This is a genomic window from Ruminiclostridium cellobioparum subsp. termitidis CT1112, assembly GCF_000350485.1.
Classification (GTDB): domain Bacteria; phylum Bacillota; class Clostridia; order Acetivibrionales; family DSM-1351; genus Ruminiclostridium; species Ruminiclostridium termitidis.
In genome coordinates, this window is sequence record NZ_AORV01000016.1 from 51596 (window position 1) to 66247 (window position 14652).

Annotated in this window: 11 protein-coding genes; all 11 read right to left on the reverse strand. The window is 39.5% G+C overall.

Annotated features, from left to right (window positions below):
- Positions 1-109: 109 nt before the first annotated feature.
- The 11 genes from CTER_RS02985 to CTER_RS03035 all read right to left on the reverse strand — a co-directional run bounded on the left by CTER_RS02985 (position 110) and on the right by CTER_RS03035 (position 14443).
- A complete protein-coding gene (locus tag CTER_RS02985; protein ID WP_004623682.1) occupies positions 110-1414 on the reverse strand; it encodes a C45 family autoproteolytic acyltransferase/hydrolase in 1305 nt (434 codons plus the stop codon).
- A gap of 27 nt (positions 1415-1441) precedes the next feature.
- Positions 1442-2149 (reverse strand): thioesterase II family protein, encoded by a 708-nt coding sequence (locus tag CTER_RS02990; RefSeq protein ID WP_004623651.1) that lies wholly within the window; start codon positions 2147-2149, stop codon positions 1442-1444.
- Positions 2150-2234: 85 nt separating this feature from the next.
- On the reverse strand, positions 2235-4205 hold the full coding sequence (locus CTER_RS02995; RefSeq protein ID WP_004623660.1) for a cyclic peptide export ABC transporter: 1971 nt from the start codon (positions 4203-4205) through the stop codon (positions 2235-2237).
- 151 nt (positions 4206-4356) lie between these two features.
- On the reverse strand, positions 4357-4956 hold the full coding sequence (locus CTER_RS03000; RefSeq protein ID WP_165585944.1) for a flavodoxin family protein: 600 nt from the start codon (positions 4954-4956) through the stop codon (positions 4357-4359).
- A 455-nt stretch (positions 4957-5411) separates the two neighbouring features.
- Positions 5412-7829 (reverse strand): extracellular solute-binding protein, encoded by a 2418-nt coding sequence (locus CTER_RS03005; protein WP_004623665.1) that lies wholly within the window; start codon positions 7827-7829, stop codon positions 5412-5414.
- Positions 7830-9224 (reverse strand): ABC transporter permease, encoded by a 1395-nt coding sequence (locus CTER_RS03010; protein ID WP_004623679.1) that lies wholly within the window; start codon positions 9222-9224, stop codon positions 7830-7832. It abuts the gene before it with no gap.
- 14 nt (positions 9225-9238) lie between these two features.
- Positions 9239-10552 (reverse strand): efflux RND transporter periplasmic adaptor subunit, encoded by a 1314-nt coding sequence (locus tag CTER_RS03015; protein ID WP_004623640.1) that lies wholly within the window; start codon positions 10550-10552, stop codon positions 9239-9241.
- A 104-nt stretch (positions 10553-10656) separates the two neighbouring features.
- A complete protein-coding gene (locus CTER_RS03020) occupies positions 10657-11553 on the reverse strand; it encodes a carbohydrate ABC transporter permease (RefSeq protein WP_004623669.1) in 897 nt (298 codons plus the stop codon).
- 5 nt (positions 11554-11558) lie between these two features.
- Positions 11559-12419 carry a carbohydrate ABC transporter permease gene (locus CTER_RS03025; protein WP_004623657.1) on the reverse strand — a complete coding sequence of 287 codons (861 nt, stop codon included), beginning with the start codon at positions 12417-12419 and terminating at the stop codon, positions 11559-11561.
- Positions 12420-12659: 240 nt separating this feature from the next.
- Positions 12660-14075: a M56 family metallopeptidase gene (locus CTER_RS03030; protein ID WP_004623661.1), complete on the reverse strand. Its 1416-nt coding sequence runs from the start codon at positions 14073-14075 to the stop codon at positions 12660-12662.
- Positions 14076-14083: 8 nt separating this feature from the next.
- Entirely contained in the window at positions 14084-14443 is a 360-nt protein-coding gene (locus tag CTER_RS03035) for a BlaI/MecI/CopY family transcriptional regulator (protein WP_004623658.1), read from the reverse strand.
- Between the last annotated feature and the right edge of the window lie 209 nt (positions 14444-14652).

Here is a 14652-nt window from a genome sequence, read left to right on the forward strand (position 1 = left end):
AGGAATGAAAATCCGCTTGTGGATTTTTGTGCGTGAAATTTCAGTATGTAAACACAAATTTATCTTTCACGCTGGCCCCTCCTTAATAAAGAACGACTCCTCAAATTGATTACCAATCAACAGCTACTTTATGATATGTAGGTGCGTTAGCCCACATTTTGGTTTTGGGATGAAAAGATATTTCCAATAAAAATGTAGCGGGTTCAAAAATAATAGACTGGTTTGTCAATCTGTTATAAAGATGACCGCTGTCATTGAAGGTTCCTGGTGAACCTTTTCCGAAGGATATAACATCTTTGAGCTCGTCCAGTGTGACACTGTCACCCTTGGCCTGCAGCTGTTCCCTCATATTATTCCATCTCTTGGTATTATACTTGTTATCGGTATGGTTATCGCTATTACCTTTCAGAACAAATGAGTTTACACTGCCCACTGCGTTTTGAATTCCCCAAGTTATACCTTTGTTTAATGTTGAACTGTCGCTCCTGAGCTCACGTTTTACACGTTCATCATCAGGTCCCGAACCGCTGAAGTTATTCTCCAGCACCTTACTTTCCTTAGAATCGGAAAGAGCTACAATATGATTAAATGTATAAAGTTTGGCAGGTGCTTTCATATAATCCGCAACACCGGTCAATGTTTTCTCATTTTCAAGTGCAAGCCTCAAATCAAAAACATAAGATATTCTTCCCTGGGAGGTATACACTGAACCCGATGCAGAATCCAGAATTGCTGCAAAAACCCCCTCACCATTAAATCCGGTCAGAATTCCCATAAAACCCAAATACCCAACCGAACATATGCGGTTTGAAGAATTATTTATAAATGTCACTGCCGGAAACCTGGATATTTGCATTTGTGAGCCGCCATACCAATCCAGATTTCTTCCTGAAATTGTATTTCCATTAGAGGAGCGGCTGCCGAAAACCGATACAAAAGTGCATTGTGTGGCTCTCAGAATATCCGGAAATAAGTTGTACATATAAAATTCATCAATAGAAACCTTGTCGTCTCCTCTTACATTTTGACTTCCTCCTGAAAAATTGGAAGCCATTCCTTCTATTTCATCTCTGAACTGCTGAGGTATCTGGGGCTTCAAATCCTCAATTCTTCTCAGCATTTCATCATAGGTGTCCTGATTGCTGAATATCTCTTCAAGATATGTATCAACCAACATTTCAAAATCCGGCACCATTTTCAGAATACCTTCGGAATAATCCTTACCTATTTGCATGTGGCTTGACATTTTTGAAAAATCAAGCTCAACCCGGAAATAATCGCCTTCATTTATTATTTTTACATTTTCAGCCGAATAGGTATCCTGACCCTTAATAACAGGTAGTGTTGCTTCTCCGCATGCTGAAAGCAGAAGTGATATAATTATCATAAACATACAACACAATTTTTTAAACATTGGATACCTCCAATAATTGATTTTGTTCTATCTTATCAATGATTTATTTATGAGGTCTAAAACATTTTCCATCTGAGAATGAATAAAGAAATGTCCTCCGTTAAATTGACAGCAGTTAAATTCGTTGCCGGCATACTTCTTCCATTCCAGCATCTCATCGAAAGGTGTTCCTTCATCGTCACTTCCGCTGAGTGCAGTTATCGGACAACTGAACCTGTAATCTCTGTCAGGATTATATACATATTCTTCAACGATTTTGTAATCAGCTTTTAACACCGGAATAAATATATTACATAATTCTGTTGATTCAAATATTTCTTTGGAGGTTCCGCCGATGCCCAGTATGCATTCCTTGAATTCTTCATCAGGAAGCAAATGCAGCTTGGACTCGTTCTTTACTATATGTGGCGGACACCTTCCTGAAAAGAAAATGTGTACGGGTTCCCGGCAGCCCAGCTTCATCAGTTTATTAACCAGCTCATATGCCAAAAGGTTGCCCATACTATGCCCAAAAACAGCATAAGGAGAATTATTTATTTTTTCATAAACCGCTTTTGTGATATCGTCAACCGCCTCATCAACATCCTTGTAAAAAGGCTGATTAAATCTTTTACCCCTGCCTGCCAGTTCTACCGGTTCAATCTGAATATTTTCCGCGATTAATTTTTTCCATTTGAAATAAACCGTTGCCGAACCTCCGGCATATGGTAAACAAATTAGTTTAATTTTTTCCATATATAACTTCCTTTACGGTTGCAGATGAATTTTATTTATTTTAATTGTATGTATAGACTGATTTTCGTAAAACGCAATTGATATGTCAGACACCGACCAGGTCGAGCTGTAAATTATTGATTTCTCCAACATATCCGGTTATTTTACCTCTTTCCATTTTTATGACCTTATCGGCCAAATCAAAGTAACGGTCATCATGTGTTATTGCAATAACACACTTTCCTCTATCTTTCAGTTCTTTAATCAGCTGATTATAAAACAGTTCTCTAAACTCAGGATCCTGATCGGCAGCCCATTCATCAAAAAGACATATGGGCCTGTCCTCAAGATAGCAAAGCATCAATGCCAGTCTTTTCCTTTGACCGGTCGAAAGTTTGGTAGTGCTGAACATACCATCAATAACCTCAACCTTGTCTTGTAAACGTAATTCTTTCAACCGGGCTTTTATTTCATCGCTCCTGCTTTCGCTGTCTATTCCATATAATTTTTCAAAGAGGTGGAAATCACTGAATATAGTGGAGGAGTACTTTCCCAGATCAACAGGCTCAATTTTGCTTCCATTAAGAATAGTATCACCCGCTTTGGGACTGTACAACCCTGTAATCAGCTTGGCAAGAGTGGATTTTCCGCTGCCGTTTCCACCGGTAATAAATGTGACTTCACCGGCTTTAAAGCTGCAATTGACAGGACCTACAGAAAACATTTTGTTCTCTTCCCCTTCTTCACTCCTGTACTCGTAAACTATATCCTTTAAAACCAATTCTATACTGCCGGAACTGCAGGCATCCGAAAGATTCTGCCGGGATTTTTTTTCATAGGAAATTGAATTAAGAATTTGGTTTATTCTTTTCCAGCTGATTGATATTCTAACAATATTAGGCATTGCATTTAATAAAACATTGACTGCCCCTGACATGTATAAGTAGATGAAAACGTAGCTGTTCAATGTTGCATTATCAACATTATTAAAGATTAATGGAAATACAAAAACAACAACTCCAATGACAGATGTAAATAACAATTCTCCCATCACAGTAACATTGGCAAACCTGAAATCACCTTTTGAACGGCTCTCTTTATAGTCCTGGCAAGTATTCTGCATATCCATTCTGAATTCAGATTTCTTGCTGCTATTCAAATAAAGCTCTTTAAATCCGCTGATTAATTCATCTATATATTTAAAAAATTTATTCTGTATATCCCTTGTTTTTTCCCAAAATTTGTTTACAGACATTCCGGCCATATAAAAAATACTTGCTGCAAGCAATATGGTTACAACCGAAAAGAATAGACCGTAAATGTTTAGATTTCCAAGGTAGATCAGACAGCAAACAAGTGATATAACTGATGTTAATCCGCTGATTATTATATTGACCGAGCTGCTGATCGTTTCTGTATCATTATTGAGAGCAGCCTGTATACTACCCTGTTCAAACGCCTCGAACTCCTCATACGGCATATGCAGAATTTTATCTGTAATCTGCATTCTTTTATTAAAGACAAGCTGGTTGGTATAAACAACCAACTTATTTCTTGACATTACCGAGCATGCGGCAAATACAACAAGTCCAATGATAAGGTATAAATATAATCCGCTATCTACTCTGTCATTTCTATTGACCGCACTGTTAATTGTAAAAATCAGAAGAGTGTTTCCAAGACCGCCAATAATACTTAACCCCGTCAAAGTAAAATACGGGATTTCTTCAGAATTGACAAAATAAATGGAAAAAATCAGATATATGTAAAAAACAGGTACTACTATTGCCAGAGACAGACCGGCATATATAACACTTATGGGCCCCTCAACCATTAAAAACGGCCATGTGCCGCTGGCTAACAAAATATCGGGCATGTGGTAAATGCAATACATAACTGCAAGAAATAAAACCACTGAGAATATGAAACCGATAAGCCCTTTTATACTAAAACCGATGAATTTTGTTTTCCTGCTGAATATTCCCCAAATTCCTTTTATAAAGAAAAACAGTGTTGCTATTAAAAATAAAACTGAAATGCATATAATAGATATTGCTGCTACACTCACTTGGAGCATCCCCTTCCATGCCAATGATTAACAAATTGCTATTTATTAAACTGTTTTACAAATATCGGGGTTATTTTACATATTTATACTCATTATAACATTTTTATTTTAAAATACAACATTTTTCCATTTTTTTGATTTATATTTTTTTGCTTTTGGATTATTTTTTAATACCAATCTCTTTGAGCCATTCAATTATATCTTTTTTAACATTGTCCTTTTTACTTAACTGATTTTTTGTAAAACTTATACTCTTGAGCAGCTCTGCATCTGAACATTCGTTTTCAAACTGTTTGAAGAAATCTCCATAGTCGCTCCCACATGTACAAAATGGTACAACTTTTTTACCTTTTAATTCATATTGAGACAGAAATGACATAACTGGAGGAGGAACAGAAAACCACCAAACTGGTGCTCCGACAAAAATCAAATCATATTGATCAATATTGTGTAATGAACTTGTCAGTTTTGGCTTATAGCCTTCACTTAAATGTTTTTTTACTACTTCTTCCACATCTTTGCGATAGTAATCAAATTCTGACTTGATTTCAAAAATATCAGCTCCGGTCTCATTCTTAATAATATTTGCTATGTCTTTTGTGTTTCCTGTTAATGAATAATAAACTACCAGTATTTTTTCATTGCCGGCTTTGGATGATTGGGTTGATTCTGCATTTGAACTTTCAGGTGAATTCGACATTGTGTTCGTCGAAGCGTTTGCGCTTGAGGCTAATCGGGAATTGGAATAGGCATTTTCCATAGATTCTGCCGAGCAGCCTCCCGGAATAAGCAAAACTGAAGTAAGCAGCAATATCAGTATTGAAATTTGTCTTACCATTGTAAACCCTCACTTTCGAAAAAGCATATATCAGACAGCCTATATGGTATTATCAGTTATTTATGTTGTTTTATAGTAATTTATTATATATTACCACTAAAATACTTATATGTCGATAATAGCCAATTATTTATAACATTTATTTTATAAAAATTTAATAATTTATCCTGTTTATTTAAATCATACTTTGCCTTCGTCGACAATTTATTGCAATTGTTTTTAATCGTTTATCCTCGTATTATCATTAACTCAGAGCTTCAGAAAACCGGAATTGAAAATAACAAAAGACCTGTAGAACATTCCACTGTCCTGCAGGTCTTTTCGAAACATGTTTAATAACAACTTCCTTGTTTTAAGACGGCTGTTTTATATTGTAATCATTCCCCCAGATAGGTATTTACTCTATCCTGAATCAGCCTTGTTGTCTCTTCCGCGGATTTTTCACCCGAGAAGAAGGCCTTTGTTTCATCAACTATAATGCTGTTGATATTTTCATCTGCATTTGCAAATTTATTCAGTTTTGATATGAATCCGTCAATATAGTCAATATCCGACTGTGACATTGCCGCGGGACTTAGAGAAATATTTCCGTTGGGACCTTTCATCATCATTCTCGTTTTTCCTCCTGCCGATGCATCTATGGCCTGTTGGGCCTTCTTCAACTGGGCAGCCCTGTTTATTGAAAAGCCTCCGGCATTTCCATTTCCTTTTGACTGGGTCATTCCACTCTGGGTGCTCTGTGCCTGTACTTCTTCCGAAATAAGTGTCTTTAGCAGTTCCCAACTCTCAGCCTTATATTTGGAATTATTATTTATGGCATATAAAGAACTTGAGGTAAAGGTTTTGCCATTGGAAGCTCCCTCGGAAGGAAGCTCATAAAGACTTAATTTCTCTTTATAAGCGGACTTCATTAATGCGTACATATTATAATCCGTGATAGTATACGGATAAAATACCAGTGCTCCTCTGCCTGCGGCATCCAGTACCGAAACCATATCCGTTTTAATACTGCTGTCGGCCAGGCTGCTGTCGGTGAACGACTTGACTGTGGTAAGGAGTTCAGTAAACTCCTTTGATGTAAAGGCGGCATTCTTCTTTTGTGAATCTATATAATTGCTGTAGCTGCCGCCGGTGAAAAGATTTAAAAGCTCCATAGGGCCTACTGCCGGCAATGCAGCCCTGCTGCCGCCGTCCCCGCTGTTTTGTGTGACTTTTCCGGCTATCGACTTAAAATCTTCCCAGGTCCATTTGGTACTGTCTATTTTGATTGACTCCTGATCAAGTACTTCCTGGTTTGCCATTAAAATATTGAAGGAGAATTCTGTGGGAAGTACATACAGTTTATTATCCGACTTTAATGCATCCATGATATTTGTATAATAATTGTTTATATCAAAATCTTTATCATTGTCCATAATATCACTTATATTTGCAAGAATATTTTTGGATACATAGTTTTCATAGGGTAAGCCTGCAGCTGAAATTATATCCGGCCCATTACCCGAGAGTATCTGTGTATTCAGATTTTTAACGTAAGTCTCATAATCACTGCCGCTATTGTCCTGGCCTGGATAGGTCTGAACATCGATGCGGTACCCGGGATGCTCCTTCTGATACTTACCTGCGGCCATTTCAAGTGCTCTGTTTGACTGCGGGACTGAAACAGTGATAGTTTTCTTTTCCTTTATTGAACTGCTGCCGCTGTCTTTTGAATACCTGTATATTTCATATTTAATCTCCCCGCCGGTCACAATAACTTTTCCGTCTTTTGCTCCTCCGGTTACAGTTTTTCCAGAGGGAGCGCCATCTCCTGCCTTATCCGGGCTTCCGCCATCAGCGGGTGTTATCTTACCTCCGCCGGAAGGTGCCGAACTTGAAGTTACAAATATATTTCCTGCAGCATCCATACAAAGATCAATAATGTTGTATCCAGCGGCCAAAATGGTATAATCTTTGAAATCAATAGCTGTTTCAATTAATTTACCGGTGGAATCATATCTGGTAATATTCTGGCTGCTCATATGATAAATGGATTTGTCAGCTTTCGAATACCTTATTTTATCTGAACCTATCATATACATTCCTGAATTTTGAGACGGCAAATCAACCGCCCAGATGCTTTTACCCGTGGCTGCATCAAGTTTCTCGATGGTTTTCTTACCCATGCCGAAATTGCCCGCTATTATATTGCCATCAGCATCGATATCCAGACTTTCATACTGCAGGCTGCCAAGTGTTCTTAACTTCTGTCCGTCCTTTCCCAGTACCTGAATATTTTTTGTGGGATCTGTCAAATAAATATTGCCGGCTGAATCTACGGCAATATCTGAATAACCTGCGGCAGCCATTGCACCATCCCCCGGTCTGCTGAGAACGTCCAGTTCAAAATTCTGTTTGACCTCTCCTCCGGAGCCCAGCACTGTGAGGTTTTGAACAATATTATTCTGCTGCTGTTCACTTGAGAGCACATAGATATTATCCTGTGCGTCAAGGGCAAAGGCTCTTACATTTCCTGCAAGGCTGCAGCTGAATTCGGTTCCGGGCACCCCATCCGGACTTAAAGTTACAAATCTGCCGGCTTCTCCGACTCCCCTGTCAAAAAACACAAGCTGGTTTTCTGAATTGACCCTGCTGCTTACAGGCCACTTCAAACCTGAACTGCCGCCGATCTCCGTTTCAATATACCTTGCTGCATTTTCCTCCTGTGACTGCCTGCTGCTTTTGTCATTTCCGCAGGCTGAAACACTTACAGTAAGTGCCAATGCCAAAAATATACCTAGAATCCTTTTAAACATTTAAATACCACTTTCCTCTCTCTTTGAATTAAATAAAATTTTTATGTATATAAAGGCCCACACCACCAGAATACTTTTTATATCCGGCATAAAGGGCAGGTCTGCAAAAAACGCCGTCATAGCCAGAATTGCCAGTGAAACAGCCATAAGTACGGCAAAAACTGCCGTCATTCCCTTGATATCAATGCTTAAATAGCTCGACTCGCGAAATCCCGCATATAAAAACACGGCTCCCAACACAGCTGAAATAAAAACAATAAAATCCAACAGAATATTTGAAGTATTCACAAGCAGTTCCGGACGTGAGGCTATATATCCCATATTCTGCACGCTTCCCTGAATTGCGGCTTTAAGCAGGTCTTGATAATACGAAATATTTATCAGCTCATCGGGAATATAATTTGGAGGAATGTAAAGTTCAAACCTGATACCGAGCCATAAAAGAACAATGCCGGCAGCAGACAGGAGCATTTCAAGTAAGCAGGCTCCAATGTAAGCAAGGCTGGATTTTACAACATTTAATATATAATCGGTTCTGCAGCCGGCGCTTATGTGTGAGTACAGCCTTGACAGAGTTTTTTTCAGGTACAGCGTTAAAGCAATTATGGATACTGCTCCCAGGACAAACGGATATAGCTTGGGCAATTGCTTCATTAAGGCAAGTTTTATATTATAATCGCTTAAGCTGTAGTTTGAAGGATTTTTCCCTATCTGCCTCAAGGCCGATGAAATACTGTTCCTGTTCTGATCCAGAGTGGAGGCATCTCCGGTCCTGATCTGAAGAGTCTCTATACCTGCCGTGCAGTCCAGTTCCAGCATTACTCCAACCGGTATGTAAACCTGGGAAATACCGCTGTCGGTCAGTTTTCCCATAAGAGAGTCATCTTTTTTGACAACTCCCGTAATTATGAAAACAGCTCCGAAAATTTCGAGTTTCTGACCAGTCACATTTGCTGTTTTAAATATATCCAATGCCAGATCATAATCTATTACTGCAACCATTGCTCCTTCTTCTTCCTGTCTGGAAGTTATAAAACTGCCTTTTTCAAGTGATACATCAGTAAACTTTGGATATCTGCTGTCAACACCGTTTATACTTGCAGGATAAACTATACTGTTGAAGGACACGGAATTATTGATCAGGCCCGACCGGGCGGCAGCACTGATATCCTTGTTTGAAAGCTCTTTTTCAAGCCTGGTGACCTCATCCATTGTAAATGTATTTAACCCCTTGGGGTCCAGCTGTTTTTTCACAGCTACCATCACCTTTTGCAGGGAGTAATCCCCATTAAGCTCCAGGCATTTCTCAATAAGTCCTCCTCCAAGGACAATACCTGAAAGTGTAAATAGTACACCGAAGAAAGATAACAACCATAGTGCTTTGCTTTTTTTCATAATAATCTCTGCTCCTATTCGGCTATTCTTACACGCGATCCGTCGGACAGGGGTTTATCGCTGTCTGAAACAATCTTATCTGCAGAGGTCACTCCACTTAGAACAGCAGTCTTTACGTTATCGGAATCGCCAATATTTACAATTACTTTTTCAACATAAAACTCATTTCCCAGAGTACCTTTTCGTTCCTTGAGCACATATACAAAATTCCCGTCATTATCCTGTCCCACTGCCGAATTTGAAACAAGTGTCCTATATGAACCCATACCCTTCTTAATATTTGCCGTGCCGCTTTCACCCCCCATTAAATCTTCTGCGCTTATATCAATGAGAACGTTCTTTTTTACTCCCATTTGCTGTTGATTATCCTTAAGCTGGCTGACCACACCCTTAATGGTTCTGTTCCCCGAGCTTATTGTCAGCTCGGCTTCATCACCCGGCTCTATATATTCTGCGGCACTTATGTCAACGGCGGCAGTGAATTGGAAGCCGCCTTTTGCATCGGCGATTTTGTACAAGGGCTGGGATGAATTGGCAGTCATGCCTTCGGAATAATATAGTTCTGTTATTATTCCGTCGCAGGGAGCCGACACCGTACTCATACCGGCCTGCTTCCGAAGTTCATCTATTTTCCGCTGCGCAATGCTGATATTCAGTCTGGTAGTTTCAATGTCTCTTTTATTGTTTTCAATATCTCTTTTGTTGTCCGATAAGGCTTTTTCCCTGTTATTCTTCGCTATTTCAAATTCGGTATTTGCGTTTTCACAGGCTGTTTTTGCATCGGCCAGTTCATTGGCGGCAGCAGCTCCCATTTCATACAGGCTTTTGCTGTCTTCGTAGTTTCTGCCTGCTTTTTCAACACTCTGCCTTGCAAGTTCAACTGCCTTGTCAAGATTTAAAAGACTTTGGGGCGACCCTGCCTCTTTCAGCTTTTCACCGGTGTCGAGAAGCTTTTCCAGACTTAACTCCAGCTGGGCAAACTTATCCTGTTCATCTTTTATTTGATTTTCCAGCTCCGAGGTATCAAGGGTCAGAAGCTTTTGTCCCTGCTTTACGGTGTCTCCGACCTTAACCGTGATTTCGGTCACTTTCATACTGGATTTAACATACAGGTCATGAAAGGATTTTGCCTCAACCTTTCCTGTCCCCGAAACCTCTTTTATCAACGCACCGCTGGCAGCGGTTTCATAAGTCACTTTGGGAAGAGTAAAGCTGTTTATTGAATTTGAAAAAAATGTCAAAAGCAGTATTACTGCCAGAAATATTACCGTAGCTTTTCCCATAAGCCTTCTGCGGCCTGTTTTTTCATTCTCTTCTAATGCATTCATGTTTTGTTCTACCTCCACGTCAATGTTTTTTTATAACGCAATGGCCCCGTTATAATTTTTGCGAATTGCTGAAGTAAATTGACAGAATCTCTGCAATTCCCGGATTAACCCTTAAGGCCCGAAAGCTGAATCCCCTGTACCAGATAGTTCTCCCCGTAAAGGAATACCAGCAGCATGGGCAGCATGTATATCGTGGAGGCTGCAAAGGCTATGCCCCGTTCACCTTCGTTTATGCTGGACAGATAGATCGAGAGGGGATGCTTGTTTACATCCTGTAAAAATACAAGGGGCTGCTCAACCATATTCCAGTTATCTATGAAAACCAGAATTGCCAGAGCCGCCAGTCCGGTTTTTGACATGGGAAGGATAATGCTGCAGAAAATCCTGAACTGATTGGCTCCATCCACTTTGGCAGATTCTATATAGGCATCGGGTATGTACATCATGAACTGCCTCATTAAAAATACTCCAAATGTACTGAATATGCCGGGAAGTATAATGGACAAATAGTTTCCCATAAGGCCCAATTTACCGACCATGATATAATTGGGAACCAGAGTAACCTGAAAAGGCATCATCATGATGATGATATACGCAAAGAACAATTTGTCCCGGAAAATGAACTTTTGTTTTGAAAAGGCATATGCTGCCATTGATGCCACCAGCAGCTGGCCCAATATTATGGGTGCTGCCAGAAACACCGAATTCCAGAACTTGATGAGAAACTGCGTTTCTTTTATTAGGACATAGTAATATTGCTTTATAGTCACCATGGAAGGGATTAATTTAACATCGGCATATTTACCTGCAAAAGAATTCTTTTCCGGTACCTGATCTTTTACTGCGACCATGCTGTAGCTGTCAGTTATTTCCTGCTCACTCATAAAGGAATTTGTAACAGTAAGCAGCAGCGGAAATAAAATGATTATGGCCATGACAAACAAAAAAACCGACAATATTGTTTTTTCAAGCTCTTTATAAAACTGGCGCCTGGTACCCATACTTTCTACCCTCCGATTGTACTGCCGATTTTTCTTTCAAGGTTAAACACTATCAAAACCAGCATGTAAATGAACACTGCCATGATAAAAGCCGCCGAAGTAAGTTTCTGGTAATCCAGGGATGAGAACATATTGTTCATATAATGCTGCAGCATATATATGCTGTTTTGAGGATACGCACCCGAAATCAGGTAGGTCTCCCTGAATACCTTGAAGGAGTTGATAATGGACATTACAAATATGAAAAATGCGGCAGGAGTAAGATATACCAGTGTAATATTGGTGAACTTGCGCCAGCTGCCGGCGCCGTCAATATCGGCCACTTCGTAGTATTCCCGGGGTATATTCTGCAAACTTGCAAGGAATAGCACCATGTTGTATCCAATATTCTTCCAGAGATATACAATTATTACTACAAGCCTTGCATAATCGGTTTTCATCCAGTCAATGGGCGAAAAACCAAGGGAGGATATCAGACTGTTTATGGAACCGTTAATATCAAACAATATCTGCCAAACCAGGACCACAGAGGCCACAGGAACCACAAGCGGTACAATGAAGGCGGTGCGCAGAAGGTTTTTCCGGTATATATCCCTGTTCAGCAAAAGCGCCAGCCCCAGGGAAAGTAAAATGTTAAGGGGCACGCTGACTGCCGTAAAAGTCAGAGTATTGTAACCTGCTCTTAAAAAAACGGGATTTTTCAGAAGCTCAATATAGTTTTTCAACCCCACAAAACTGCCCCCTACCGGGCTGTCTACAAATGAATAGTATAATCCGCCCACAAACGGTATGAAATAAAAAATTGAAAAACCAACAATACTTGGTGCCAGAAATAAAACCGGCGTAATGTTTTTTGGCTTTGGCATCAATATCCTCCTCTATAGCTTATTTATCAACTGGTAGTCCGCAGCCTAACTACCACAATAGTCACGTTCGAAATAATACTACTGCAATAGTCATTCTTTGTCAATTGACTATTGGAATAGTTAATAATTAGTTAATAATTAGTTTACAAATTTTGAATTATGGGGCATATAAAAAAGGTTATGGTCAGATTTCTTTAATCTGTCCATAACCTTTTAATAAAACCGGCTGAAACCAGGTCTTTAAGAGGCTTGTTTTTTATCCTGGATCAAAAGTCTTGTAACCCTGTTATTATTTACAACCACGCTCCCCACTATGGTGCCGTCGGCGTCCTTTAAAGCTATGTATGCATCGCTGCCTGCCGGATCTGTGGTACCTGCATTATCTGTGGTACCTGTAGCAATTATTTGACCATCTGCATCCTTTACGGTAACTTTTCCGTTTTGGCCGATTTCGGCACGGTACAAGGGGGGCCTGGCAACCTTCCCGTATTTCAGAATTTCAGGAACGGCAACATCCAGCTTCTTAATGATATTTCCGTCGGCATCGGTCAAATCAGCCTTGCCGTCACTGCCAAGAACTGCTGTGCTTACCACTTTACCCCCGGCATTTTTCACGGTAATTTTTCCATTTTCATCAAGCTGGTAACTGTACCTGCCGCCTTCTACAGTACTGAATTCTCCGTTTAACTTGAAAATGAAATTCGCCGTGCTCTTTATAAAAACAGAGGCCGCACCTGTAATCAGCAGCAGGGATAATACAATGCTTATTACTGAGGTCTTCCGGAATTTCATAATTGAAATTATTCTTTCCTCTGTGGCATTTCTGCTAAAATTGCTGTAAAGCGGAGTAAAGCCGGATTTCCTTTGGGCCATTTCAATTAATGACATGGCGTAGTCCGTTTTTTTATTCTTACCATATATCCTAATTACCTTTTCATCGCAGGCAATCTCCATATCTCTGTTCGACAGTACATACATAACCCATACCAAAGGGTTGAACCAGTGAAAGCAAAGCGTAAAAACAAGTACAAATTTCCACAGGGCATCAAACCGCCTGATATGCACCAGTTCATGGGTGAGTATAAAATTTAGCTGTGCTTCATTATCAAAGTCCATCTGCTTTGGAAGTATGATCCTGGGCTTTATAACTCCATAAGTAAGAGGTGTTGATATTTTATCGGATACTAAGATTCTTATTTTCCGCTTAAGCTTTTGCTTACTCAGCCACTTATCAATCAAAAACTTATCCCTGGCAGGAAGGGCGGTTCTTACCTCCCTGTGGCCCCTGTAAAGGAAAAAGGCGAATATAGCGGCTGTAATGGCTACTCCCGCCATCCACACAAATATATATGAATCAAACAGTACAGCGGTATTAATACCAAAATGCTCGGTACCCTGGAAAAAAAACACCCTTTTAATCTGATCTCCATCTGGCAATGCAGTCGGCTTAATCAAAAATCCGGTCAGATATTTTTTTAATATATTATTAATACCAAAATTCAAAGGAATTGAAAAAGGGATCATCAGCCTCAGCAAAGCTATGCCCCAGAGTATTATGAACATGGTTTTCGGCAGTCTGTTAATGGCAAACAGCCTGATTAAAACTATTGATATAATAAGAATTCCGGCCGAAGCACTCATTTGCAGTATATCCATAAATAACCTCACTTCAGCTTCTCAACAAGCTGCTTTAGCTTGTCGATCTGTTCCTTGGTAAAGTTTTTGCTGTTTATAAAGGTTGAAAAGAATAATTCAGGAGAGCCGGAAAACATTTTATTTATTAATTCGGCGGTTTCCTGTTCCTGAACTTCTTCCTGGGTAATCAGGGCCCTGCATGTGAAATTTGGCTCCAGCCTTTCAATGGCTCCTTTATCTATACACTTCTTTATCACAGTATATGTTGTGTTCCTGTTCCAGCCTGTTTCTTCCTTTAAAACCAGCGCAAGCTGCCCGGCGGTTAGATTGCCTTCTCTCCACAGTACTTCCATAACTTTTAATTCTGAATCAAAGAGTTTTATTTTCATAAAATAATCTCCGCATGACTATCGTAATAGTTTATTTATAAATAATATATCTTTAGCTATAGGCTGTCAATGGCTAATTGAGCAGTTTGGCTTCAAAACATATGAATATTCTTTCATATGTCTGTTGACATTTTTAAAGGAGGAACATATAATAATATATGAACATTTATTCATATATTCATTCTACTTAACTAAAAAAAGTAACCGGG